The organism is Bradyrhizobium sp. B097, from assembly GCF_038957035.1.
Classification (GTDB): Bacteria; Pseudomonadota; Alphaproteobacteria; order Rhizobiales; family Xanthobacteraceae; genus Bradyrhizobium.
This window is the reverse complement of record NZ_CP152412.1, coordinates 3,457,991-3,482,627: the sequence shown is the minus strand read 5'-3', so window position 1 is coordinate 3,482,627 and position 24,637 is coordinate 3,457,991. Positions and strand designations below refer to the sequence as shown.

Here is a 24,637-nt window from a genome sequence, read left to right as displayed (position 1 = left end):
AGAGCGACGCCCCCGATCACCTCGTTGCCCGCCCTGATCGGCACGCCCGCCCGAAAATCAACCGCCGGCCGAATGGACGTCGCGACCAACCGCCGCATCGCAGCCTCCGGCATCGGTATTCGGCGGCGCGATCGCCCGCCGGATTTACCTGTCGTCAATCACACCGTGCGATCCGCGGCGGCCTTAAACGCCTGTTAGCTCCGGCCGGGTCAGTTGCCACGTGAAAGTACGGGGCAAGAACAATGCAGTCCGAAAAAGGACGATACAGCCAGCCGCGCTGGGGCGTGACGCGCTGGCTCGCCGATGCGGGTCCGGGCGTGCCCGACGACATCCGCTCGGCGCTGATCGGAGATCTCTATGGCTCGCTGCCGGTGTTCGCGGCCGGCGCGGTCAATACGGTCGCCGTCGCGGCCGTGATTGCGATCCGCGAACCGACCGCGCCGTTCATCGCCTGGGTCATCCTCGAACTCGTCATCTGCCTCTCGCGACTGGCGGTGCTCGTGACTGCGCATCGCGCGGCACGCGAAGGGCGGCCGACGCCGACCGATCCACACCTCGTCCTTGCGGTCGCCTGGAGCGCCAGCGTCGGCTTCGGCATCCTGATCAGCCTTGCAAGCGGCGACTGGGTGGTTGCGATGCTGGCCTCGCTGTCGGCGGCGGCGATGGTCGGCGGCATCTGCTTCCGCAACTTCAGCGCGCCGCGCCTGGCCGGCACCATGATCCTGCTCAGCCTCGGCCCGATCGTGCCTGGCGCAGCGCTGGCCGGCGAGCCGCTGCTGTTCATCGTGTTCCTGCAGGTGCCGATGTATCTCGCGGCGATGTCGGTCGCGGCCTTCCGCCTCAACAAGATGCTGATCGCAACGATGCGCGCCGAGCGCGAGAACGGCCATCTTGCCCATCACGACACCCTCACCGGCCTGCGCAATCGCGCCGGTTTCGTCGCCGCGCTGAACACGAAGCTGGCGGCTCCGGCCGCAAATGGCCGGCCGATCGCGCTGCTGTTCCTCGACCTCGACAATTTCAAGCCGATCAACGACACCTATGGCCACGCGGCCGGCGACCAGGTGCTGATGCTGGCAGCCGAGCGGCTGCGGCGCGCTCTGCCGGAGACCGCGGTGATCGCGCGACTCGGCGGCGATGAATTCGTGGTGCTGGCGAACGGCGTCACCGCCGAGCAGGCGCTCGGGATCGGCCAGCGCATCATCCAGGCTGTCACGATGCCCTACCGGCTCGCCGACGGCATCTTCGCCAAGGTCGGCGTCAGCGTCGGCGTCGCTGTGTCGCCCGAGCACGGCACCGAGGCCGAGGAGCTCCTGGCCGTTGCCGATGCCGCGCTCTATGAAGCCAAATCCGACGGCAAGGCACAATGCCGCCTGGCATCCGTCGCCACCAATGTCGCGGCGCTGCGGCGGCTGACGAAAATGGACCCCACGCCGGCGCTCGATCGCGGCGCCGCCTGAGACGACGTCCGGCAGGCCCAGCGACCGGCAAACGCCGTCAGTGTCTGGTGTCGAGCTTGCGCAACTCGGCATTGGCTGGCGCCCATTCAAAGTAGATCCTCGGGCATCCGTCCGCGGCGAGGCGAAGCAGCCGCACGGCTTCGTCCGTCGCACCTTTCGCCAGCGCCAGCTCACCGGCATAGAAATGGGCTTCGCAAAGCCGCCCTCTCACCTTGACCGGATTGGCATCGTCGGCGGCTTTAATAACCGCCTCCAGCGTTGTGGTGCCGAGGAACAAGCGAACGATCGGCGCCGGCCATTGCGACTGGTCGAGCCGCCCGGAGGCCTCATCAAGTCCGCGTGGTTGGCCGGTCTTCTGGCGCACGAGGTCGAGCCATAGCTGCGTGTAAACATCCTTCCGATCGAGCTCGCTGGCGCGGACGAACTCGTCGTTCGCTTCCGACAGGAGCCCGCCTTGAAAGTAAGCGCTCCCCGCCCAGCGATGAAGTTGCGGATCGTTCGGGGTCAGTTCGATCGCCTGCTTGATGTTGGATAGTCCCAGTTCGAGGTCGCCGCGAGCGCGAAGGATGCTGGCGCGGCCAACATAAGGCAGGGGATTCTTTGGACTGAAACCGATAGCTTGATTGAAGTCGCCCAATGCGAGCTCGATGTCGCCCTTGATCATGTGGGCGTGTCCGCGGCAAATGAGGCCCACCCCCGCCCCGCGTTCCGGGCTGATCTCGATCGCACGATTGCAGTCAGCTATCGCCCGATCGGGCTCGTCCTTGAGATTGTAGGCGCGCCCGCGGCCGACATACGCAGCCACATTGTCGGGATGGGTTAGAAGGGCTCGGCCGTAGTCGTCGATCGCGCTGTCAACATCCTTCTTGATCAGGTAGGCGTCAGCCCGTCCCAGGTATGCGTAGGTGTCTTTTGGAGCGAGTTCTATGGCTCGACCGTAGTCGGCGAGCGCTGTGTCGACCTCGCCCTTCCGTTTATGCGCCCATGCCCTGCGGAGAAGGGCGATCAGATTGTTCGGATCGCGCTCGATGACGTAATTGTAGTCCTCGATTGCCCGATCAACGTCGCCCTTATCAAGATAGAGCGCGGCGCGTCGAAAATGTGCGGAGATCGCCCCTTGCAAATTGGTCGACATCGCCTCGATCAAGGCAGTGCAACCTGCGATGCGATCATCCAGGCTGATATTTCCGGCCACGGTGCACTTGGCCGGCAGGAGAGGTTGTGCGCGAGCAGCCGGAATCGGCGCCAGCAGCACGCCAAGCGCGATCATCATCGCCCTGGCGGCGAATGCACGTTTTGCCCGTTCTGTCACTTTGTCCCCCACGCCCGACGGGAGACTAGTAGCAAAGCCCCTGCCCGCAACACAACCTTCCGTTGCCTGTGCCACAACGGCAGGCCCGCGACGGTATTGGCGCGATGTTGCCTACAGATCGAAGTTCGTCGGCAACATCACGACGTCGCGGATGGTCATGCCGCGCGGCCGGGTCAGCATGAACATCACGACCTCGGCCACTTCACTGGCCTCCAGCAGGCTGCCCGAAGCCTTGGCCTCCTCGAGCTTCTCCGCCGGCCAGTCCGCGAGCAGCGCGCTGATCACGGGCCCCGGCGAGATCGAGCCGACGCGGATACCGTGCTTGAACACCTGGCGCCGCACCGTCTGGACGAAGCAGTTGATGGCCCATTTCGACGAGGCATAGACCGGCTCCCACGGCGTCGGAAAATGCGCGGCGAGCGAGCTCGTGACGATGATGTCGCCGGTCCCGCGCGCGATCATGTGCGGCAGCACGTCGTGCACATTCTTCATCACGACGTTGACGTTGAGGTTCAGCATCCGATCGATCGCGCCGGTATCGGCATCGACGAGATCGCCGCCGACATAGATCCCCGCATTGGCGTGCAGGATGTCGAGCTGGCCGGCCCTCTCGAGGATCGCGGGCAACAGCGTCGCGCAGGCCTTCGGATCGAGCAGGTCGATGACCAGCGGGATCACCGCATCGCCATGCTTGCCGGCGAGCGCTTGCAGCGCGGCCGCGTCACGGTCGACCATCACCACGCGCGCGCCCGCGGCCAGCATCGCTTCGCTGCTCGCAAGTCCAATGCCCGACGCCGCCCCGGTCACGGCCGCGACCTTGCTTTCCAATTGCTTCGCCATCGTCTCCACCCTGTCCGGTCAGTGCGGCACGCATGGCAACACATCGCGGCCGCGATGTCAGCTCACCATGCGATGAACGGCGGCGCGCATGTCTGTCACATGCGGAGCATCGGCGGTCGCGTGGCGAAGCGGCGACGCAGCCATTTTGCCGCCGGCCCGGCCGGCCGCTGCTTGTGCCAGACCACTTCGAGCGCGACGGGATGTGCGCCCTCGTCGAATTCCAGATCGGGAATTGCCAGTTCGTCGGCAATTTGCGAGCTCGCCATGATGTGCCCCGGGATCAGCGCCCAGCCGACGCCCTGCTTGAGGATCTGCAGGATCACCCAATGGCTCTCCACCCACCACACCTCCGCGGCGACACGCAGCCGGTGCCGCTCGGTGCCTTCGTTGCGCACCGTGACCATGATCTGGCGATGCCGCTTCAGCTCCTCCCAATCCACCCGGCCATGCGCCAGCGGATGGTTCTTGCCGCAGACGAGCTGCAGTGGCACCCAGCCGATGGTCTTGAAGCCGAGCTCGGGCGGCAAATGCTCCTGCCGCCACATCACGCCGACATCGGCCTTGCCGTCGAGCACGAGGCGGCTGACGTCCTCCATGATCGGAAACAGCAGCTCCACTTCGACATGGGGAAAGCGCTTGGCGAATTCCGCAAACAGCTCCCCGACCGCGCTCTCCGGATAGAGCTCGTCGATCGCCACCACCAGGCGCTTCTCGACATGCGCCTCGAAACTGCTGGCGACGCCGATCAGGTGTTCACGGCGATCGAGGATCAATCTTGCTTCCGGCAACAGCCGCGCACCGGCTTCGGTCAGCACCGGGTTGCGCCCGGTCCGGTCGAACAGCGCAATCCCGAGGTCCGTCTCTAAATTGGCGACGTGGGTGCTGACCGCCGATTGCGCCTTCTTCAGAAGCCGGGCCGCGCCGGAGAACGAGCCCTGCTCGGCCGCCGCCACGAAGGATTCGAGCTGGTCCATGGAAACGGCCATCTATCGCTTTTCCAGATATTACCTAACTTTGTAATCCCACAATATCAGATAGAAACCCGGTCGCAACGACGAGAGCGTTTTCAAGCGAAGTGGATTCCGGTTCGCGTGAAGAAAACGCGTCAAAACAAGAATCAAGAAAGGGTTTCAAAATGTCTATGCGTTCCTTCTCCGACCGGATCAGGCACGCAGTCCTGTTCGAACTGATCGGTATCGCCATCTTCACGCCGGCAGCCGCCTGGCTGTTCAATCAGCCGGTCGCCCATATGGGCGTCATCGGCGTCGTCTCGGCGACGGTGGCGACGATCTGGAACTTGCTGTTCAACCTCGGCTTCGACCACGCGCTGGTCCGCGTCACCGGCCGTGTCATCAAGACGATGCCGATCCGCGTCGCGCACGCGATGCTGTTCGAGGCCGGCCTGATCGTGCTGCTGATCCCGTTCGTCGCCTGGTATCTCGGCATCTCGCTGTGGGCCGCGCTCATGATGGATATCTCCATCGTCGCGTTCTATCTGGTCTACGCGTTCGTCTTCAACATCGCTTACGATCGCGTGTTTCCGGTGCGCGAGCTCAGCACGCACGGCCGCACGGCGAGCCGGGCCCTGCCGGCCTGATCGGTACTCGGCGTGGCGCTTCGGATCATGTGATCTGTCGCGCCGCGCCGGACCCTGACACCGCAGCAATATTCCTGATGGTAGCGACTGCGCACAAGTTCCGCTGCGCAGCGCTCATAGACTGGTTTGATCCGGCTTGAGCGCTGTGGAATGCTTCAGGCCGACATGCCCGTCAGAGGCTGCCAAAACGGCCAACAACAAGAAGCGGAGAACCAAAATGCCAAGGAACCGTTCCCCCCAACTCACCCGCCGTCATCTCATCAAGGGTGCCGCCGCCACGTCGGCCACACTGCTGCTCGGCAAGCCCGCGATTGCTAAAGGCAAGACCGAGATTGTGATCGGCAATATCGACGCCTATTCGGGACCGGCTGCGGTCTATTCATCGATCGGCCGCACGCCCGGCGGCTATTTCAAGATGATCAACGAGCAAGGCGGCATCAACGGCCGCATGATCAGGTACATCACCTATGACGACGCCTACAGCCCGGCCAAGACTGTCGAGCAGGCGCGCAAGCTGGTCGAAGGCGACGAGATCGACGTGCTGTTTGCGCCGCTCGGTGCGCCGACCAATGCGGCGATCATGAAGTACATGAACCAGAAGAAGGTCCCGCACCTCTTCATCGCCTCGGGCGCCACCAAGTTCGGCGACTACAAGAACTTCCCGTACACGATGGGTTTCCAGCCCTGCTACCAAATCGAGGGCCGGGCCTTCGCGCAACACGTCCTGTCGACGCAGAGTGATCCCAAGATCGGCATCGTCTACCAGAACGACGATTTCGGACGCGACGTGCTGAAGGGTTTCAAGGACGGACTTGGCGCCAAGACCTCCGCAATCGTCGCCGAGCTGTCCTATGAGACCGCGGATCCGACCATCGACAGCCAGGTGGTCCGCTGCAAATCCGCGGGTGCCAACGTGTTCATGAGCATGACCACGCCGAAATTCGCCGCGCAAGGCATCAAGAAGATCGCCGAACTCGGCTGGCAGCCGGCGCATTACATCGGCAACAATGCCTCCTCCGCCGGCTCGACCCTGAAGGCCGCGGGCTTCGACGTATCCAAGGGGATCATCTCGAGCGCCTATTTGAAGGATCCCGTCGACGCCGCCTGGGACAGCGATCCCGCCATTCAGAAATGGCGCGCCTTCCTCGACAAATACGATCCAGCGGCAGCCAGGAACGACATCTACGCCGTCACCGGCTATCTCACCAGCCAGATCCTGGTTCAGGTGCTCAAGCAATGCGGCGACGACGTTTCGCCCGAAAACATCATCAAGCAGGCGGCGAACCTCAGGGAGGTCGAATCCGACATGCTGCTGCCGGGCATCAAGATCAACACCTCGCCGACCGACTATTATCCGCTCGAGCAACTGCAACTGACGCGCTTCAGCGGCGAGCGCTACGAGCCGATGGGACCGGTGATCGACGGCGGCATCTCGAAGGCGTGATCGTCCACGGCATTCCGTGAAAACCAGCGCGGCATACGCGAACCGTCTCGCAGTTGCCATCGGCCTCTCATCGGCCGATGATGCGCAAAGCGGATCCGAACCAACCGGGAGGAAGTGAATGCGCGGACGCCGTGTGCTGATGGAGTCGTTCGTGTCGCACGGCGTGCGCCACATCTTCGGCAATCCCGGCACGACCGAAACGCCGCTGCTCGACAGCCTGCCGGCATTTCCGCAACTCGAATACATCATGGCGCTGCATGAAGGTGTCGCGGTCAGCGCCGCCAGCTTCTATGCGCAGGCATCGGGACGCGTCACCGTTGCCAATTTGCACGTCGCTCCTGGCCTCGGCAACGGTATCGGCTCGCTCTATGGCGCGCTGAAAGCAAATTCGCCTGTGGTCGTGACGGCGGGTCAGCAGGACACGCGCATGCGGCTCAACAATCCGCTGCTCGGCCACGACCTCGTTGCGATGGCGGCGCCCGTGACGAAGTGGAGCGTTCAGATCGAGCGCGCCGACGAGATCGCCCCGATCATGCGACGCGCGTTCAAGGTGGCGACCGACGCGCCTCAGGGGCCGGTGTTCGTTTCGCTTCCGATCGACGTCCTGGAACAGGAGACCGCGGTCGATGCATCGGCACCGGACAATTTGTGGCGGTCGACACGCCCCGATCCGGCAGGCATCGAAGCGATGCTTGCGCTGCTTCTGAAGTCGAAAAATCCGGCCATCATCGCCGGCGACGACGTCGCGCGATCGGGCGGCGAGCAAGCCCTGGTCGCGCTTGCGGAAACGATCGGCGCGACCGTGTGGTTCGAAGGGTTGCGACATCACGCGTCCTTCCCGACCAGCCATCCGAGCTATCGTCAGTCGCTCCCTGGCGACGCCCGGCAGGTGCGCAAGGTGCTCGGCGAGACCGATCTCGTGCTGCTGATCGGCGGTCCATTCTTCGAGGACATCTGGTTTGCGCCTGATAGCCACATTCCCCACGGCGCGTCCGTGCTCCAGATCGAAGCCTCGGCCGAGCGTTTGGCGCTCAACAACCGGCTCGATGCCGGCATCGTCGGCGACATCGCTGTCAGCATCAGTGCATTGACCGACGCGTTGCGCGCCAAGGCGAGCGCGGACTTCAGGCAGGCTGCGCAAAACCGCAACGCTGCGCTGGCCGAACTGCAGGCGAAAGAGAAGGAAGCCTATCGCGCGCGCGTCGAGAAGAGCTGGAACCGCGAGCCGAGCTCGATGCCGCGCGTCACCGCGGAACTGCGTCGCGGCCTGCCTGACGATGTGGTCATCGTCGATGAGAGCATCACCGCGAGCCTCGATCTCGCCCGCGCCTTCGATTATCGCGGCTTCGGCGATTATTTCGGCGGTCGTGGCGGCGGCATCGGCCAGGGTCTTGCCGGCGCGATCGGCGTCAAGGTCGCGATGCCGGATCGTCCCGTTGTCGCGATCTCCGGCGACGGCTCGGCGATGTATGCGATTCAGGCGCTGTGGACCGCCGCGCACCACAAGCTTGCGATCGTGTTCGTGGTGCTCGCGAACCGCGAGTACCGCATCCTCAAGCACAATGTGGACGTCTGGCGACAGAATTTCGAGCCCGGCACCCAGCATCCCTATCAGAACATGGATATCACCGGTCCCGCGCTCGACTTCGTGCACCTCGCGGCCGGCATGGGCGTCGAGGCGGTCAGGGTCGAGAAGGCGGACGACATCGCCGGCGCAGTCGCCAAGGCCGTCGCGGCCCGGCGGCCGTACCTCGTCGAGATCGCAATCGAAGGCAAGCGCTAGAGGAGCTTCTGATGGCAGGCATTCTGGACGGCAAGGCCGCATTGGTGACGGGCGGCGGCTCGGGCATCGGTCGGGCAACGGCGATTGCCATGGCGCGCGAAGGCGCGCGCGTCGCGGTGTCCGACCTGTCAAAGGACGGCATCGAACAGACGGTCGCTCTCATCAACGCCGCAGGCGGCCAGTCGATCGCGATCCAGGGCGACGTCACCGACGAGGCCGATGTCGCCAATATGGTGGCACGCACGGTGTCGGCGTTTGGGCGCATCGATTGCGCGTTCAACAATGCCGGCGTGGCCGGGCGCTCCGTCGGCCCGCCCGGCCAGCGCATCCATGAGCTCACGCAGCCCTCCGTGGCGAAGATGTTTTCGGTGAATCTGATGGGCGTGTTCCTGTGCCTGAAATCCGAGATCGCGCAGATGCTCAAGCAAGGCGGCGGCGGCGCGATCGTCAACACCGCCTCGATCGCCGGGCTGGTCGGCCTTGCCACGTCGGCCCACTATGTCGCGGCCAAGCACGGCGTCGTCGGGCTGACCAAGTCTGCTGCGATCGAATACGCCCAGGACGGCATCCGCGTGAATTGCGTCAATCCCGGATACATCAAGACGCCGATGACCAAGGAGACGATGGACGAACGTTACGACGAGATCATCGCCAAGGTGCCCGCACGTCGCCTGGGGGTACCAGAGGAAATCGCGGAGGCCGTGGTCTGGATGTGCTCGGACAAGGCGTCCTTCATGACAGGCGCATCGCAGGTGGTCGACGGCGGCTACAGCGCCGCCTGAGCTGCGCTTCAGCAGGGCGTGTCGCGGCTTTCAGGCTATTCCTTTGGCGGCACCGTGCGCAAATAGGCGACGATGGCGTCGAGATCGGCAGCCGACACAGTGGCGTAGTAATGGAAGCCCATCGGCGGATTGAGCTTGCTGCCGTCCTTGCTGACGCCCTGAGTGATCGCGCGTTTGATCTCGTCATCAGTCCAGCTGCCAATGCCTTTGGTCTTGCTGGAGCTGATGTTCCGCGAAACCGAGACGCCCCAAGGTCCATGAAACTTGCCGCCGCCGGCGCCCATGCTGGTTGCATATTCTCGCCCTTGCGGACCCATCGGCGTGTGGCACTCCATGCAATGCGCAATCGTGGTGAGGTAAAATCCTTGCTGCACCTTGTCGCCCAACATCGCTTCGGTGTACGGGCCTTCACCGCCCGGGGGAACAGGATGTCCTTGTGCCATCTTGTAGACCGGCTCCGGCACCGCATTCCTGATCGGCTTGATCGTGCGCAGATAAGCGATCACCGCATCGAGATCGCGATCGGTCATGATCTCGTAGAAGCCGCTCGGCATGATCATGGCGACCCGCGCGCCGTTGCGCTTGATGCCCTTGCGCAGCAGTTGTCTGAGTTCGGCGTCGGTGTAATTGCCGATGCCGGTTTCCGTGTCTTGGGTGATGTTCGGGGCCGTGACCTTGAACGGTGGCTCATCCCATGACGCACCGCCGGAAAAAGCCTTGTCGCTGATCTCTCCTGACGGTCCCTTCGGAGTATGGCAATTGCCGCAGGTCAGGATGCCATTGACGAGGTAATCACCGCGCGCGACCAATTCCGATTCTGCGCTGACCGGGCTGCTCAATAGTACGCCGATAACGAGCGCTAACGATCCGATACGGATCATGACGACGCCTCCAATCAATTAAGTATGGCGATAGGACTCAGATCGATTTCTGGCTTCAAAAACGTACGTCAGCGAAATGTGCACACCGGTGTTCAACGGTGCGAAGGCCATGTGCAAAATTAGTAGCCGGCGCGCAAGAAATGCCGCGCGCGGATCGATGGTACGATCGCCGCCCCTCTTTTTGGCGCATCCGATTGCCGAAGGGCTGGCCAGACAAAATCTAGCAGATTTCACGCGCTTGAGAAGGCAGCATGACCATTCCGACATACGAGGCGCAGATTATCGGGATCAACACCTCACCGACCAATCGCTACTGCTCGAGGACTGGTGCGGGTCAGCGGGCAGACAGAAGGGCCGCGCCCCGGATGCGTGACTCACAAGCGGCGCAACACAATCGGGGTCGTCCCTGCGAAAGCAGGGACCCATAACCACGAATGGTCACTGTTGCGCGATTGTGGAACGACGAGTCCCGTTCACAATTCGGGCCGCGGAGTATGGGTCCCTGCTTTCGCAGGGACGACGCGCGGAGAGAGTCGTGCATCGAACTCACGCTTGCCGAGCAGACAGAACGACGGCCAGGACTCACCGCTCCTGCTGCAAACTCCCCTCCAGCCGCGCCAATTCGCCGTCGAGGTCGCGCTCGACATCGGCCACCTGCATGTCGACCACCCGATAGTCGCGCGCCTCGAGCCAAGCGCGTCGCTTGGCGCGGTCGGCGACGATGGCGTCGCTCTCGCCAGGATTGACCAGCTCGATCGCGAGCCGGTGCACGAAGGAGACGAAGTCGGGGATGTGGCGGCCGACCGGGGTCTGGCGCTTGAACTGGCCGGCGAAGCGGCGGTCCCGCGTCAGCGCCTGCCACAGGATCCGCTCGGCGTCGGTCGGGTTGCGGCGGAGCAGCCGGGCGAGCCCGCGCACGGTGCTGGAGTTGTCGGAGGCGGCGCCGCCCCCTCCCTGCTCGGCGAGCAGCGCCCGCAGCCGGGTTGCCTGGGCGCCGTCGAGCACGCCGCCCTTGGCCGGGCCCTTGCGGCCCTCGGCGATCGCCATCACCACCCCGTGCAGCGTGTGCATGTCCTGCTTGGTCGGATCCATCCGGGTGAAGATGTTGCGCAGGTTCACCAGCATGGTGTCGCGCTTTTCGGCCGGACGCAGGAACTCGACCTTGTCGAGCTCGGCAACGAGGTTGTCGAAGAACGCCTGCATCTGGTGCTGGGAGGCCGGCTCGGACCGTTCGGGCATCGCGAAGGGAAGCGCGCCCGCGGTCGAAAGCTTGAACCATTCATACCCCATCAGCAGCACTGCCTGCGCGAGGTTGAGCGAGGCGAAGCCCGGATTGACCGGGAAAGTGACGATGCGGTTGGCGAGCGCGACTTCCTCATTGGTCAGGCCGGAGCGCTCCCGCCCGAACAGGATGCCGGCTCCGCCGCCGGAGGCGACATGGCTGACGATCGCGTTTGCCGCGCCTTCCGGCCCGACCACCGGCTTGGCCTGGTCGTGGGCGCGCGCGGTGGTCGCGAACACCAGCGTGAGATCCGCGATCGCCTGCTCGACGGTGTCGAACAGCTCGACGGAACCGATGATGTGGTCGGCGCCGGCGGCGGCGCGTTGCGCGGCGACATTCGGCCAGCCGTCACGCGGATTGACGATGCGCATCCGGGTCAGCGCGAAGTTACCCATCGCGCGCGCGGCCATGCCGATGTTCTCGCCAAGCTGCGGCTCGACCAGGATGACGACGGGACCGGCAAGGTCGTGCCCTGCCTTGGTCTTGTCGGTGCCGGACATCTCACTTCACTTTCTGATTCAACGTCTGAAGATTTTGAATCAGCTTCCGAAGCGGCTGATTCAAACTCTCATGCAGGGCGGCGCAACCAGCTTTGCACCGGTTTTGCGCGGGACCATTTTCTCCAAGGAGATAACAGGGTTAGCGGCGTTTGCGAATCCTCAATCGGAATCCCGAACGCACAGAGCGAAGGCAGCCGCTTGCGCGCGCTTTGCCTTCGGATAGGCTATCAACCACAATCAAAGCGAAGCTGTAAAGGCACGCTTGAGACGCCGCTTGAGCGGCGAGGCACCTTGGGGGGACGATGATGCGGGGCAGATGGACGCTGGCGATTGTGGGCGTGGTCTTGATCGTGGCGGGGGGCCTGCTCGCCCACCTCACGCAGACCGCAGGCGGCATCCGGATCGAGGATGTCAGGTTCAAGGGCGCCAAGGGCAACACCATGAGCGCCCTGCTCTACGTCCCGCCGAACGCGACGCCGCAGATCCCGGCGCCCGGCATCCTCGCGGTCCACGGCTACATCAATTCGCGCGAGACCCAGGACGGCTTTGCCATCGAGTTCGCCCGCCGCGGCTATGTCGTGCTGGCGCTCGATCAGACCGGCCACGGCTACAGCGAGCCGCCCTCCTTCGCAAACGGCTTTGGCGGACCCGACGGCCTCGCCTATCTCCGCAGCCTGCCCTTCGTCGACAAAGAGAACATCGGGCTCGAGGGCCATTCGATGGGCGGCTGGACCGTGCTGGCGGCGGCCACAGCCATGCCCAACGACTACAAATCGATGGTGCTGGAGGGCTCATCCACCGGCAAGCCGTTCGCCGCCGAGGGCACCACGACATGGCCGCGCAACACCGCGCTGGTGTTCGCCCAGTACGAGGAATTCCCCGAACTGATGTGGGGCGTCGACCTCGCCCGCGACGTCACCATGAGCCCGAAGCTCTGGGCACTGTTCGGCACGCAAGGCGCGATCGAACCGGGCAAGGTCTATGGCGATCCGGCCAACGGCTCCGCAAGGGTGCTGTACACGCCGGCGATGACCCATCCGGCCGAGCACATCTCGCACGAGGCGATCGGCTACAGCCTCGACTGGTTCGCCAGGACGTTGAAGGGCGGCACCCCTCGTCCGGTCGACGACCAGATCTGGTTTCGCAAGGAGATCGGCACCCTGATCGCGCTGATCGGCTTCGTTGCCCTTGTGATCGGGACATTCGACGGGCTGCTGGAGGCACCGATGTTCTCGCGCTTGCGGCTGCCGGCGGTTGCCGACGGCACCATGCCGCCGCACGAGGCCGCCAAAGGCCGGCGCTGGACCGCGGCGTTCGTCCTGTCCGCCCTCATCCCGGCGCTGACCTATTATCCGGCCTTCGGGCTGGGCGGCACATTCGTGACCCCGAGCGCGTTCCTGCCGCAGGGCATCACCAACCAGATCCTGGTCTGGGCCATCATCAACGGCTTGATCACGCTGGCGCTGATGTGGTTCGCCCCGAAGCGCGCCAGCCGGGCCGGCCTCGTCGGTCAATCCGTCGTGATCGCGGTGGCCTCGGTTGCGGTCGGCTACGCCGCGCTCTGGCTCGCCGACCTCGCCTTGAAGATCGACTTCAGATTCTGGATCGTCGCACTCAAATTGATGAGCGCGAAGCAATTCCTCATCTTCCTGATCTATCTGATTCCGTTCACGGCGTTTTTCGTCGTGGCGCTGCACGTGCTGCACCGGAATTTCTCGACCATGGGCGCCGCGCGCAGCGCTCTATCTGACCAATATCCTGGCGCTGACGCTCGGTTTCATCGTGTTGCTGGTGCTGCAATACGGCACGCTGTGGTTGACCGGAAAGCTGTTCAACCCGATCCCGGACCCGGGTTTCGTGCCGCTTTCGACCATCGTCGCGATCCAGTTCGTGCCGCTCCTGGCAATCGTCGCCGTGATCGCGACCTTCACATGGCGGCGGACCGGATCGAGCCTGCCGGGGGCCTTGATAGCGGGCCTGTTCGTGACCTGGTACATCGTGGCCGGGACCGCCACGCAGGTCTCATTTTAGGTGAAAAGATGGGCTGAAAGTGCATAACCGGTGCGCTTCCGCCCGTCCCCGGGCGGTGCTATAGCGCAGGCGTATTCCACCCCCGCCGTCAAAAGCGCGCCGTTCCCAAGAAGGCCTCCCCGTCATGGCAAAAATCAAGGTATCCAACCCCGTCGTCGAGCTCGATGGCGACGAGATGACCCGGATCATCTGGCAGTACATCAAGGACAAGCTGATCAACCCGTTCCTGGATGTCGAACTGCTCTATTTCGATCTGGGCATGGAATACCGCGATGAGACCAATGACCAGGTGACCATCGACGCGGCCGAAGCCATCAAGAAGGTCGGCGTCGGCGTCAAATGCGCCACCATCACCCCCGACGAGGCCCGGGTGAAGGAGTTCGGCCTGAAGCAGATGTGGAAGTCGCCGAACGGTACCATCCGCAACATCCTCGGCGGCGTGATCTTCCGCGAGCCGATCATCTGCAAGAACGTGCCGCGCCTGGTTCCCGGCTGGACCAAGCCGATCATCATCGGCCGCCACGCCTATGGCGACCAGTACCGCGCTACCGACATCAAGTTCCCCGGCAAGGGCACGCTGTCGCTGAAGTTCGTCGGCGAGGACGGCACCGTGATCGAGCGGGAAGTGTTCAAGGCGCCCGGCGCCGGCGTTGCGATGGAGATGTACAATCTCGACGACTCCATCATCGATTTCGCCCGCGCCTCGCTCAACTACGGCCTGCTGCGCAACTACCCGGTCTACCTCTCGACCAAGAACACCATCCTCAAGGTCTATGACGGCCGGTTCAAGGACATCTTCCAGGACATCTACGACCGCGAGTTCAAGAAGGAATTCGAGGCCAAGGGCCTGACCTACGAGCACCGCCTGATCGACGACATGGTGGCCTCGGCGCTGAAATGGTCGGGCGGCTATGTCTGGGCCTGCAAGAACTATGACGGCGACGTGCAGTCCGACACCGTGGCCCAGGGCTACGGCTCGCTCGGCCTGATGACCTCGGTGCTGCTCACCCCGGACGGCAAGACGGTGGAAGCCGAAGCCGCCCACGGCACCGTGACCCGCCATTACCGCGAGCACCAGAAGGGCAAGGAGACCTCGACCAACTCGATCGCGTCGATCTTCGCCTGGACCCGTGGCCTCGCCCATCGCGCCAAGCTCGACAACAACCCGGAACTGGCGAAGTTCGCCACCACCCTGGAGAAGGTCTGCGTCGCGACCGTCGAAGAGGGCTACATGACCAAGGACCTCGCGCTCCTGGTCGGCGCCGACCAGCGTTGGCTCTCCACCACCGGCTTCCTCGACAAGGTCGCCGAGAATCTCGGAAAGGCGATGGCGGCCTGACGGCCGCCTGTTGCCGAACACAATAGCGAGCGTGACCATGACCTTTCCCGGCCGGGTGACGCTCGCATCCTTGTTGCTGACCGGATCGGCGGCGCTCGCTGCCGATCCGCTGCCCGCCCCCGTTGCGGCGCCCGACGAGACCGCGGTCCTCACCGCCCATGCCGAGGGCGTGCAGGTCTATGAGTGCAAGCCGGTCACCGACGGCAAGCTCGCCTGGTCGTTCCGCGAACCGGTCGCCACCCTGATCGCCGGAGGCCGCACCGTCGGCCGGCACTATGCGGGACCGAACTGGGAGCATGTCGACGGCAGCGCCGTGACCGCCCGCACCGCCGGCAGCGCGCCCGGCGCGACGCCAGCGGACATTCCCTGGCTGAAGCTCGAGGTGATCTCCCACCGCGGCAACGGCCTGCTCTCGAGCGTCGCCACCGTGCAGCGGATCAACACCTCGGGCGGCGAGCTCAGCGGCGCCTGCGACAAATCAGGCGCACTGAAGAGCGCGGCGTATTCGGCGGATTACGTGTTTCTGCGCCGCGACTAATCGCGGATGCCGCCGTCGGTCTCGTGCGGCGACTGGGCAATCTCGCTGGCGGCAAGGTCGCCACCGGCCGTGAGCGGATCGGCCAGCCGCGCCTCCGCCGTCTCCCTGACATGCGCGGCGAGCGCCGGCATCCGCTCGATCAGGGCATGGAAGTCCTGCGCATCGAGCAGCAGCAGCTTGGTCTTCCGTATCGCCGTCACCGTGCCGGACCGGTTGGTGCGCCGGAGCAACGCGATCTCGCCGAAGAACGAGCCGTCGGCAAGCCGCACCCGCTGGCTCGGCAGGTCGATCTCGACCTCGCCGGCGGTGATGAAATACATCGACGACGCTGCATCGCCGCGCCGCACCAGCACCTCGCCGGCCTCGATGGTCTGCGACCGCAGCAGGCGCATGATGTCGGCGATATCGGCGGCGTTGAGATGGGAGAACAGCGGCACCCGCGCCAGCATGCCCCAGGTCACGACGAAGTCGCGGCGCCGCACCTCATCGGCGAACGCGGTCGAGACGATCGCGACCGGCAGCGCGATCATCGCAAAGCCGACCACGATTGCAACCACCGTGACGATGCGGCCGAGTGGCGTCACCGGGACGACGTCGCCGTAACCGACGGTGCCGAGCGTCACGATCGCCCACCACATCGCCTGCGGCATGGTGCCGAACTTGTCCGGCTGCACCTTGTGCTCGATGGCATAGAGCAGCGAGGCGAACAGCAGCACCGCGCCGGTCAGGATCACGACGCAGCCGAACAGCGTACGCCGCTCGGCATGTAGCGCCGCCAGCAGCGAGCGCATCGCAGTCGAATAGCGCACCAGCTTCAGGAACGGCAGCATGCCGAACAGCACCAGCGCGGTCTTGTCACCGATCGCAAGCGCGATGGCCGACGGCAGGAAGGCGAGCAGGTCGATGACGCCGAGCGCCGAGAAGGCGTATTCGAGCCGCGCCTGCGACGGCGTCATGTCGCGCAGCGAGCGGCCGACCACGCTCCAGAGCCGCGCGGCATATTCCAGCGCGAAGGCAATCACGGCGGCGATCTCGATCGCCGTGAACAGCCACCAGAACTGGGCATCGATCTCCGGCACCGACGCCAGGATCGCCGCCAGCACGTCGACGGTGATGATCGCGACGACAAGCCGGACGAAGCGCGAGCCGACCGAATATGGCAGGTGATCCTGCTCGAGTAGCTCGTAGAGACGTTCGCGCAGTCCGGGGTCGCTGATCGTAGGCTTAAGCGGAGCCGTCGCCACGATCAGCCTCTCCGTCAGGCGCCGGCCGATGCCTGTTGAGTCATGGCCTGCTCGATCGCCGACAGCGCGGCGTCCGCCTTGGCACCGTCCGGCCCGCCGGCCTGCGCCATGTCGGGCCGGCCACCGCCGCCCTTGCCGCCGAGCACCTCGGAGCCCTTGCGCACCAGCTCGACCGCGTTGAAGCGCGAAGTGAGGTCGGCGGTGACGCCGACCACGATGCCGGCCTTGCCGTCCTCGGTGACGCCGACGATCGCGACCACGCCGGAGCCGATCTGCTTCTTGCCGTCGTCGACGAGGCTCTTGAGGTCCTTGGTCTCGACGCCTTCGACCGCGCGCGCGAGCAGCTTGACGTTGCCGACCTCGCGAACGCCGGAGGCGGCACCGTTCGACGACGCTCCGCCGCCCATCGCGAGCTTCTTGCGGGCATCCGACAGGTCGCGCTCGAGCTTCTTGCGCTCCTCCATCAGAGCCGCGATGCGTGCCGGGACATCCTCGATCGAGGTGCGCAGCTCGGCCGCCGCGGTCTTCGCCAGCGTCATGGTGTCATTGGCGTGCTTGCGCGCATGATGTCCGGTCAGCGCCTCGATGCGGCGGACGCCGGAGGCGACGGCGCTCTCGCTGGTCACCGAAATCAAGCCGATGTCGCCGGTGCGGCGAACATGGGTGCCGCCGCAGAGCTCGACCGACCAGCCGAGCGCGTTCTGGCCGTGCTCGCGGGCGCTCTTCCCCATCGAGACGACGCGAACCTCGTCGCCGTACTTCTCGCCGAACAGTGCGCGCGCACCGGCCTCGCGGGCGTCGTCGACACCCATGACGCGGGTCGTCACCTCGTCATTCTCCAGCACGACATCGTTGGCGATGTCCTCGACCCTGGCGAGCTCTTCCGGCGTGATCGGCTTCGGATGCACGAAATCGAAGCGCAGGCGATCGGGCGCGACCAGCGAGCCGCGCTGCGCGATGTGATCGCCGAGCACCTGACGCAGCGCCTCATGCAACAGGTGCGTCGCCGAGTGGTTGGCGCGGATCGACGAACGCCTGGCGTGGTCGACCTCGAGCTGCAGCGCGGTGCCGACGTTCAGGGTGCCCTGCTCCACCGTGCCGACATGCACGAACAGGTCGCCGGCCTTCTTCTGCATGTCGGTGACACGGAACTTGACGCCCTCGCCCGTGAGGACGCCGACGTCGCCGACCTGACCACCGGACTCGGCATAGAACGGCGTCTGGTTCAGCACGATCGCGCCGCTCTCGCCGGCCTTGAGGCCGTCGACCTCGGCGCCGTCCTTGACCAGCGCCGTCACCACGCCTTCCGCGCTCTCGGTCTCATAGCCGAGGAATTCGGTTGCGCCGAGCTTCTCGCGCAGCGGGAACCAGATCGTCTCGGTTGCCGCCTCGCCGGAGCCTGCCCAGGAGGCACGCGCCTTTTCGCGCTGGCGGTTCATCGCATCGGTGAACGAGGCCTGGTCGACGCTGATGCCGCGCGACTTCAGCGCATCCTGCGTCAGGTCCAGCGGGAAGCCATAGGTGTCGTACAGCGTGAACGCGGTGTCGCCGTCGAACATGTCGCCCTTCTTGAGGCCGGCGCTCTTCTCGTCGAGGATCGACAGGCCGCGCACCAGCGTCTTGCGGAAGCGGGTCTCTTCCAGCTGCAGCGTCTCCTCGATCAACTTCTCCGCGCGCACCAGGTCCGGATAGGCCTGGCCCATCTCGCGGACCAGCGCCCAGACCAGGCGATGCATCAGCGGCTCGCTCGCGCCCAGGAGCTGCGCGTGGCGCATCGCGCGGCGCATGATCCGGCGCAGCACATAGCCGCGGCCCTCGTTCGACGGCAGCACGCCGTCGGCAATCAAAAACGCCGAGGAGCGCAGATGGTCGGCGATCACCCGGTATGACGCCACGTTCTGCGCGTTCGGCCCATGGCCGAGGGCCGAGGCGGCCGCATCGATCAGATGGCGGAACAGATCGGTCTCGAACACGCTCTCGACGCCCTGCAGGATGGCCGCCATGCGCTCCAGCCCCATGCCGGTGTCGATCGAGGGACGCGGCAGCGCCACGCGCTCCTCCTTCGTCACCTGCTCGTACTGCATGAACACCAGATTCCAGAATTCGAGGAAGCGATCGCCGTCCTCCTCCGGGCTGCCCGGAGGTCCGCCCCAGATATGCTCGCCGCGATCGATGAAGATCTCGGAGCACGGACCGCACGGGCCGGTATCGCCCATCGCCCAGAAATTGTCCGAGGTCGCGATGCGGATGATACGATCGTCCGAGAAGCCCGCGATCTTCTTCCAGTAGCCGGCGGCCTCGTCGTCGGTGTGGTAGACGGTGACGAGCAGCTTGTCCTTCTTCAGCCCGAAATCCTTGGTGATCAGATTCCAGGCGAGCTCGATCGCGCGCTCCTTGAAGTAGTCGCCGAACGAGAAGTTGCCGAGCATCTCGAAGAAGGTGAGATGCCGCGCGGTGTAGCCGACATTGTCGAGGTCGTTATGCTTGCCGCCGGCGCGCACGCACTTCTGCGACGTCGTGGCGCGTTGATAGCCGCGCTTCTCGACGCCGGTGAAGACGTTCTTGAACTGCACCATGCCGGCATTGGTGAACATCAGGGTCGGGTCGTTGCGCGGAACCAGCGGCGACGACGCCACGATCTCGTGGCCGTTCTCCTTGAAGAAGTTCAGAAATGTCGACCTGATGTCGTTGACGCTGCTCATGTTCATCCAATCGGAAAAAGGGGCCGGCCAGCCGCAAAAAGGCGTCATTTTCCGGCCGAACGCTTTTAGACATTGCCAGCTGCGGTGTCCAGAAACTGTGCAGGCGGATCATGGGCTTGCCGCGGCAGCACAAAGCCCATTGGATAGCAGCGAGAGCTGCGTTGACAGTCTTGGTGGCGCCGTGTTTTCTACCTACCTGTTATTAGTCACGTCGGGAGAGACCGGCCTTACCGCCGGCGCCGAAGGAGCAACCGCCCCGGAAACTCTCAGGCAAAAGGACCGCGTGACGTCTAACATCTGGAAAGAGGCGCTGGGGTTCTCCCCGATGCGTCCGCCGACGGGATAATACTCTCAGGCACAGCGACAGATGGGGCTTTCTGCAGGTTTCTCAAGGGGAAATAGGTCCCCGGCGGGAACCGCGAGGGCCCTGTGATGCTTGCGCGCGAAACCTCCCCGCTGAAACAGACCCCGCTGCACGCGCTGCATCTGGCGCGCGGCGCCAAGATGGTGCCGTTCGCCGGCTATGACATGCCGGTGCAATACACCGCCGGCGTGCTGAAGGAACATCTCCACACCCGCAAGGAAGCCGGCCTGTTCGACGTGTCCCACATGGGACAGCTCGTGCTGAAGGCCAAATCCGGCAAGGTCGGCGACGCGGCGCTCGCACTGGAAAAACTGGTGCCGCAGGACATCGCCGGCATCGCGCCGGGACGGCAGCGCTACGCGCAATTCACCAACGACGACGGCGGCCTGCTCGACGACCTGATGGTGGCGAATTTCGGCGATCACCTGTTCCTGGTGGTCAACGCCGCCTGCAAGGCCGAGGACGAGGCCCATCTGCGCGCGCATCTCTCCGAAGCGTGCGAAATCGTGTCGCTGGCCGATCGCGCGCTGATCGCGCTGCAGGGGCCGAAAGCCGAATCGGCGCTGGCGAAACTTTGCCCAGATGTCAGTTCGATGAAATTCATGGACGCCGGACCGCGCCGCCTCAGTGACATTGACTGTTTCGTCTCGCGCTCCGGCTATACCGGCGAGGACGGTTTTGAGATTTCCGCGCCCGCAGACAAGGCGGAGGCTCTGGTCACTGCACTGCTGGACAATCCCGATGTACTGCCGATCGGGCTCGGCGCACGCGACAGCCTTCGGCTCGAGGCCGGGCTTTGCCTCTATGGCCACGATATCGACACCACGACGACGCCGGTCGAAGGCGCGCTGGAATGGTCGGTGCAGAAGATTCGCCGCAGCGGCGGCGCCCGCGCCGGCGGTTTTCCGGGCGCTGACAAGATTCTCACCCAATTCGCACAAGGCGCTTCCCGCCGCCGTGTCGGCCTGAAGCCCGATGGCCGCGCGCCGGTGCGCGAAGGCGCCGCGCTGTTTGCCGATCCGACCTCAACCGAGCCAATCGGCAAGGTGACCTCGGGCGGCTTCGGCCCGAGCCTCAATGCGCCGGTTGCGATGGGCTATCTGCCCACCGCCCTCTCCGCCGTCGGCACCACGGTTTTCGCCGAAGTGCGCGGCCAGCGGCTGCCGCTCAAGGTCGCCGCCACGCCCTTCGTTCCCAATACCTACAAACGCTAAACGCCAAAGGACCGATCCCCATGACGACGCTGTACACGTCCGACCACGAATGGCTCCGCATCGAGGGCGACGTCGCCACGATCGGCATCACCGATTACGCGCAGTCGCAGCTCGGCGACGTCGTGTTCGTCGAGCTGCCCAAGGTCGGCCGCAGCCTGAAGAAGGCCGAGGCCGCTGCCGTCGTCGAATCCGTCAAGGCCGCCTCCGACGTCTACGCGCCGATCACCGGCGAAGTGATCGAGGTCAACGAGGCGCTCGCGGCCGAGCCCGCGCTGGTCAATTCGGATGCCGGCGGCAAGGCCTGGTTCTTCAAGCTGAAGATATCAGACAAGGGCGAACTCGGCGGCCTGATGGATGAGGCCGCCTACGCCGCGCACACCGCCTGAGGATCACCCCAAGGATTAGCCCATGAACGCGCCCTTCAAGCCGATCAACGAAGCCGCCACCGATTTCGTCCGCCGACACATCGGACCATCCCCGCGCGACATCAACGCGATGTTGGAGACGGTCGGCGCCGCGAGCCTGCAGGCGCTGATGAATGAGACGCTGCCGGCGTCGATCCTTCAGAAGGCGCCGCTCGATCTCGGCCGGGCGCTGAGCGAAACCGAAGCGCTCGCGCATATGAGCGAGCTCGCCGCGCAGAACCAGGTGTTCACCTCGCTGATCGGCCAGGGCTATTCCGGCACCATCCTGCCCGCGGTGATCCAGCGCAACATCCTGGAGAACCCGGCCTGGTACACCGCCTATACGCCGTATCAGCCGGAGATCAGCCAGGGCCGGCTCGAGGCCCTCTTCAATTTCCAGACCATGATCTGCGATCTCACCGGGCTCGATGTCGCCAACGCCTCGCTGCTCGACGAGGCGACCGCGGCGGCCGAAGCGATGGCGCTCGCCGAACGCCACTCGCAGGTGAAGGCGAAGGTGTTCTTCGTCGACAAGGAAGTGCATCCGCAGACGCTGGCTGTGATGCGCACGCGCGCCGCCCCATTGGGCTGGGCGCTCGTCGTCGGCGATCCCCTGACCGAGCTCGACAAGGCCGACGTGCTCGGCGCGCTGCTGCAATATCCCGGCACGACGGGCGCGGTGCGCGACCTCCGGCCGGCGATCGCATCGCTGCGCGCCAAGGGCGCGCTTGCGATCGTCGCCGCGGACCTGCTGTCGCTGGCCCTGCTGACCTCGCCCGGTGAGCTCGGCGCCGACATCGCAATCGGCTCGGCGCAGCGCTTCGGCGTGCCGATGGGTTATGGCGGACCGCACGCCGCCTACATGGCGGTGCGCGACACGCTGAAGCGCTCGCTGCCCGGCCGCATCGTCGGCCTTTCGGTGGATTCGCGCGGTGCACCGGCCTATCGCCTCGCGCTGCAGACCCGCGAGCAGCATATCCGCCGCGAGAAGGCCACCTCCAACATCTGCACCGCGCAGGTGCTGCTCGCCGTGATCGCCTCGATGTATGCGGTCTATCACGGCCCCGAAGGCCTGACCTATATCGCACGCGGCGTGCATCGCCGCGCCACCGTACTCGCCGCGGGCCTGCGCAAGCTCGGCTTTGCGCCGACCAGCGAGGCCTTCTTCGATACCATGACAGTCGAGGCCGGAGCGAAGCAGATCGAGATTGTCTCCCGCGCGCAGGCGGAGCGGATCAATCTGCGCATCGGCGCGACCACGCTCGGCATCGCGCTCGATGAGACCACGACGCCGGAGACGGTCGAAGCGGTGTGGCGCGTGTTCGGCGGCAAGCTCAGCTTTGCCGAGATCGAGGCGGCCGCGCGCGAGGCGCTGCCGAAGGAGCTGCGCCGCACCAGCGCGTTCCTCACCCATCCGGTGTTCAACACCCACCGCTCGGAGACCGAGCTGCTGCGCTACATGCGCAAGCTCAGCGATCGCGACCTCGCGCTCGACCGCGCGATGATCCCGCTCGGCTCCTGCACGATGAAGCTCAACGCCACCACCGAGATGATCCCGCTGACCTGGCCGGCGTTCGGCAATCTGCATCCGTTCGCGCCCGCGGATCAGGCCAAGGGCTATCACGCGCTGTTCAAGCGGCTGGAGCAGTGGCTGTGCGACATCACCGGCTATGACGCGATCTCGCTGCAGCCGAACTCCGGTGCGCAAGGCGAATATGCCGGGTTGCTGGCGATCCGTGGCTATCACCTCGCGCGCGGCGAGCCGCACCGCAAGGTGTGCCTGATCCCCTCCTCCGCGCACGGCACCAATCCGGCCTCGGCCGCGATGGTCGGCATGGACGTCGTGGTTGTCGCGTGCGACGCGCGCGGCGACGTCGACGTCAATGATCTCCGCGCCAAGGCGGAAAAGCATTCCGCCAATCTCGCCGCGGTCATGATCACCTATCCGTCGACCCACGGCGTGTTCGAGGAGCATATCAGCGATATCTGCGACATCGTGCATGCGCATGGCGGCCAGGTCTATCTCGACGGCGCCAACATGAACGCGCAGGTCGGCCTGTCGCGGCCCGGCGACTACGGCGCCGACGTCAGCCATCTCAATCTGCACAAGACCTTCTGCATCCCGCATGGCGGCGGTGGCCCCGGCATGGGCCCGATCGGCGTGAAGGCGCATCTTGCGCCCTATCTGCCCGGCCATCCCGCAACCGACGGGGCGACGGCACACGCCATCGGCCCGGTGTCGGCCGCGCCGTTCGGCTCGGCGTCGATCCTGACCATCTCCTACATCTACATCCTGATGATGGGCGGCGAAGGGCTGACGCGGGCGACTGAGGTTGCGATCCTCAATGCCAATTACATCGCAGCGCGGCTGCAGCCGCACTTCCCGGTGCTGTACCGCAACGAGCGCGGCCGCGTCGCGCATGAGTGCATCGTCGACCCGCGGGCGCTGAAGACGACCAGCGGCGTCACGGTGGACGATATCGCCAAGCGACTGATCGACTACGGCTTCCATGCGCCGACCATGAGCTTCCCGGTGGCGGGCACGCTGATGATCGAGCCGACGGAATCGGAATCGAAGTTCGAGATCGACCGCTTCTGCGACGCCATGATCGCGATCCGGGGCGAGATCGCGGAGATCGAGAAGGGCCGCTGGAAGGTCGAGGCGTCGCCGCTGCGCCACGCGCCGCACACCGTCCACGACATCGCCGACGACGCCTGGAACCGGGCCTACAGCCGCGCCGAGGGCTGCTTCCCCGCGGGCGTGTCGCGGTCCGACAAATACTGGAGCCCGGTCGGCCGCGTCGACAATGTCTACGGCGATCGCAATCTGGTGTGCTCGTGCCCGCCGATCGAGGATTACGCGCAGGCGGCGGAGTAAAGCGGCCATTGCTCTAGCCACTCATGTAGGATGGGTAGAGCG

At 65.1% G+C, this 24,637-nt stretch carries 18 protein-coding genes and 1 riboswitch; of the genes, 11 read left to right on the top strand and 7 right to left on the bottom strand.

What is annotated here, in order from left to right:
* Positions 1–242: 242 nt before the first annotated feature.
* Positions 243–1,460, top strand: coding sequence for a GGDEF domain-containing protein (locus AAFG07_RS16150; RefSeq protein WP_342728135.1), 1,218 nt, complete (start codon positions 243–245; stop codon positions 1,458–1,460).
* A gap of 37 nt (positions 1,461–1,497) precedes the next feature.
* Here the strand turns inward: AAFG07_RS16150 and AAFG07_RS16145 are convergent, their stop codons facing one another.
* The 3 genes from AAFG07_RS16145 to AAFG07_RS16135 form a co-directional block, all read right to left on the bottom strand.
* The gene (locus AAFG07_RS16145) at positions 1,498–2,772 is read right to left on the bottom strand and encodes a tetratricopeptide repeat protein (RefSeq protein ID WP_342728134.1); all 1,275 of its coding nucleotides are present in this window, start codon (positions 2,770–2,772) and stop codon (positions 1,498–1,500) included.
* Positions 2,773–2,883: 111 nt separating this feature from the next.
* Positions 2,884–3,612 (bottom strand): SDR family oxidoreductase, encoded by a 729-nt coding sequence (locus tag AAFG07_RS16140; protein ID WP_342728133.1) that lies wholly within the window; start codon positions 3,610–3,612, stop codon positions 2,884–2,886.
* A gap of 95 nt (positions 3,613–3,707) precedes the next feature.
* The gene (locus AAFG07_RS16135) at positions 3,708–4,598 is read right to left on the bottom strand and encodes a LysR family transcriptional regulator (protein WP_342728132.1); all 891 of its coding nucleotides are present in this window, start codon (positions 4,596–4,598) and stop codon (positions 3,708–3,710) included.
* Between the two features lie 149 nt (positions 4,599–4,747).
* Between AAFG07_RS16135 and AAFG07_RS16130 the strand changes: the two genes are divergently transcribed.
* From AAFG07_RS16130 to AAFG07_RS16115, 4 genes are all read left to right on the top strand, one after another.
* Positions 4,748–5,209 (top strand): PACE efflux transporter, encoded by a 462-nt coding sequence (locus AAFG07_RS16130; protein WP_342728131.1) that lies wholly within the window; start codon positions 4,748–4,750, stop codon positions 5,207–5,209.
* 217 nt (positions 5,210–5,426) lie between these two features.
* A complete protein-coding gene (locus tag AAFG07_RS16125; RefSeq protein WP_342728130.1) occupies positions 5,427–6,653 on the top strand; it encodes an ABC transporter substrate-binding protein in 1,227 nt (408 codons plus the stop codon).
* Positions 6,654–6,771: 118 nt separating this feature from the next.
* Positions 6,772–8,436: a thiamine pyrophosphate-binding protein gene (locus AAFG07_RS16120; protein WP_342728129.1), complete on the top strand. Its 1,665-nt coding sequence runs from the start codon at positions 6,772–6,774 to the stop codon at positions 8,434–8,436.
* An 11-nt stretch (positions 8,437–8,447) separates the two neighbouring features.
* A complete protein-coding gene (locus tag AAFG07_RS16115) occupies positions 8,448–9,218 on the top strand; it encodes a glucose 1-dehydrogenase (RefSeq protein ID WP_342728128.1) in 771 nt (256 codons plus the stop codon).
* 35 nt (positions 9,219–9,253) lie between these two features.
* Here the strand turns inward: AAFG07_RS16115 and AAFG07_RS16110 are convergent, their stop codons facing one another.
* Both AAFG07_RS16110 and AAFG07_RS16105 read right to left on the bottom strand, forming a co-directional pair.
* Positions 9,254–10,099, bottom strand: a complete 846-nt coding sequence (locus AAFG07_RS16110) for a c-type cytochrome (RefSeq protein ID WP_342728127.1) — start codon at positions 10,097–10,099, stop codon at positions 9,254–9,256.
* Positions 10,100–10,681: 582 nt separating this feature from the next.
* Positions 10,682–11,881 (bottom strand): TrmJ/YjtD family RNA methyltransferase, encoded by a 1,200-nt coding sequence (locus AAFG07_RS16105; protein ID WP_342728126.1) that lies wholly within the window; start codon positions 11,879–11,881, stop codon positions 10,682–10,684.
* Positions 11,882–12,183: 302 nt separating this feature from the next.
* Between AAFG07_RS16105 and AAFG07_RS16100 the strand changes: the two genes are divergently transcribed.
* The 3 genes from AAFG07_RS16100 (at position 12,184) to AAFG07_RS16090 (ending at position 15,789) form a co-directional block, all read left to right on the top strand.
* Positions 12,184–13,929 carry an alpha/beta fold hydrolase gene (locus AAFG07_RS16100; RefSeq protein ID WP_342728125.1) on the top strand — a complete coding sequence of 582 codons (1,746 nt, stop codon included), beginning with the start codon at positions 12,184–12,186 and terminating at the stop codon, positions 13,927–13,929.
* A 107-nt stretch (positions 13,930–14,036) separates the two neighbouring features.
* A complete protein-coding gene (locus AAFG07_RS16095) occupies positions 14,037–15,251 on the top strand; it encodes an NADP-dependent isocitrate dehydrogenase (RefSeq protein WP_092115336.1) in 1,215 nt (404 codons plus the stop codon).
* A 37-nt stretch (positions 15,252–15,288) separates the two neighbouring features.
* Positions 15,289–15,789 (top strand): DUF3455 domain-containing protein, encoded by a 501-nt coding sequence (locus AAFG07_RS16090; protein WP_342728124.1) that lies wholly within the window; start codon positions 15,289–15,291, stop codon positions 15,787–15,789.
* On the opposite strand, the gene AAFG07_RS16085 is transcribed toward AAFG07_RS16090, so the two are convergent.
* Together AAFG07_RS16085 and alaS are read right to left on the bottom strand one after the other, a co-directional pair.
* Positions 15,786–17,036 carry a cyclic nucleotide-gated ion channel gene (locus AAFG07_RS16085; RefSeq protein ID WP_342729167.1) on the bottom strand — a complete coding sequence of 417 codons (1,251 nt, stop codon included), beginning with the start codon at positions 17,034–17,036 and terminating at the stop codon, positions 15,786–15,788. The two genes, AAFG07_RS16090 and AAFG07_RS16085, sit on opposite strands and share 4 nt — an antisense overlap.
* An 11-nt stretch (positions 17,037–17,047) precedes the next feature.
* Positions 17,048–19,735 (bottom strand): alanine--tRNA ligase, encoded by a 2,688-nt coding sequence (gene alaS, locus AAFG07_RS16080; RefSeq protein ID WP_342728123.1) that lies wholly within the window; start codon positions 19,733–19,735, stop codon positions 17,048–17,050.
* A gap of 202 nt (positions 19,736–19,937) precedes the next feature.
* Positions 19,938–20,026, top strand: a riboswitch (glycine riboswitch).
* A 141-nt stretch (positions 20,027–20,167) separates the two neighbouring features.
* On the opposite strand from alaS, the gene gcvT reads away from it, so the two are divergent.
* Genes gcvT through gcvP form a run of 3 tightly spaced genes read left to right on the top strand, consistent with a single transcriptional unit; the run spans position 20,168 to position 24,595 of the window.
* On the top strand, positions 20,168–21,313 hold the full coding sequence (gene gcvT, locus AAFG07_RS16075) for a glycine cleavage system aminomethyltransferase GcvT (protein WP_342728122.1): 1,146 nt from the start codon (positions 20,168–20,170) through the stop codon (positions 21,311–21,313).
* Positions 21,314–21,333: 20 nt separating this feature from the next.
* Positions 21,334–21,699, top strand: a complete 366-nt coding sequence (gcvH, locus tag AAFG07_RS16070) for a glycine cleavage system protein GcvH (RefSeq protein WP_074124812.1) — start codon at positions 21,334–21,336, stop codon at positions 21,697–21,699.
* Between the two features lie 22 nt (positions 21,700–21,721).
* On the top strand, positions 21,722–24,595 hold the full coding sequence (gene gcvP, locus AAFG07_RS16065; RefSeq protein WP_342728121.1) for an aminomethyl-transferring glycine dehydrogenase: 2,874 nt from the start codon (positions 21,722–21,724) through the stop codon (positions 24,593–24,595).
* The last annotated feature ends 42 nt before the right edge of the window (positions 24,596–24,637 follow it).

Coding starts and splice junctions, on each gene's coding strand:
- AAFG07_RS16150 (WP_342728135.1), top strand. CDS start 243: ATGCAGTCCGAAAAAGGACGATACAGCCAGCCGCGCTGGGGCGTGACG.
- AAFG07_RS16140 (WP_342728133.1), bottom strand. CDS start 3,612: ATGGCGAAGCAATTGGAAAGCAAGGTCGCGGCCGTGACCGGGGCGGCG.
- AAFG07_RS16135 (WP_342728132.1), bottom strand. CDS start 4,598: ATGGCCGTTTCCATGGACCAGCTCGAATCCTTCGTGGCGGCGGCCGAG.
- AAFG07_RS16130 (WP_342728131.1), top strand. CDS start 4,748: ATGTCTATGCGTTCCTTCTCCGACCGGATCAGGCACGCAGTCCTGTTC.
- AAFG07_RS16125 (WP_342728130.1), top strand. CDS start 5,427: ATGCCAAGGAACCGTTCCCCCCAACTCACCCGCCGTCATCTCATCAAG.
- AAFG07_RS16120 (WP_342728129.1), top strand. CDS start 6,772: ATGCGCGGACGCCGTGTGCTGATGGAGTCGTTCGTGTCGCACGGCGTG.
- AAFG07_RS16115 (WP_342728128.1), top strand. CDS start 8,448: ATGGCAGGCATTCTGGACGGCAAGGCCGCATTGGTGACGGGCGGCGGC.
- AAFG07_RS16110 (WP_342728127.1), bottom strand. CDS start 10,099: ATGATCCGTATCGGATCGTTAGCGCTCGTTATCGGCGTACTATTGAGC.
- AAFG07_RS16105 (WP_342728126.1), bottom strand. CDS start 11,881: ATGTCCGGCACCGACAAGACCAAGGCAGGGCACGACCTTGCCGGTCCC.
- AAFG07_RS16100 (WP_342728125.1), top strand. CDS start 12,184: ATGATGCGGGGCAGATGGACGCTGGCGATTGTGGGCGTGGTCTTGATC.
- AAFG07_RS16095 (WP_092115336.1), top strand. CDS start 14,037: ATGGCAAAAATCAAGGTATCCAACCCCGTCGTCGAGCTCGATGGCGAC.
- AAFG07_RS16090 (WP_342728124.1), top strand. CDS start 15,289: ATGACCTTTCCCGGCCGGGTGACGCTCGCATCCTTGTTGCTGACCGGA.
- alaS (WP_342728123.1), bottom strand. CDS start 19,735: ATGAGCAGCGTCAACGACATCAGGTCGACATTTCTGAACTTCTTCAAG.
- gcvT (WP_342728122.1), top strand. CDS start 20,168: ATGCTTGCGCGCGAAACCTCCCCGCTGAAACAGACCCCGCTGCACGCG.
- gcvH (WP_074124812.1), top strand. CDS start 21,334: ATGACGACGCTGTACACGTCCGACCACGAATGGCTCCGCATCGAGGGC.
- gcvP (WP_342728121.1), top strand. CDS start 21,722: ATGAACGCGCCCTTCAAGCCGATCAACGAAGCCGCCACCGATTTCGTC.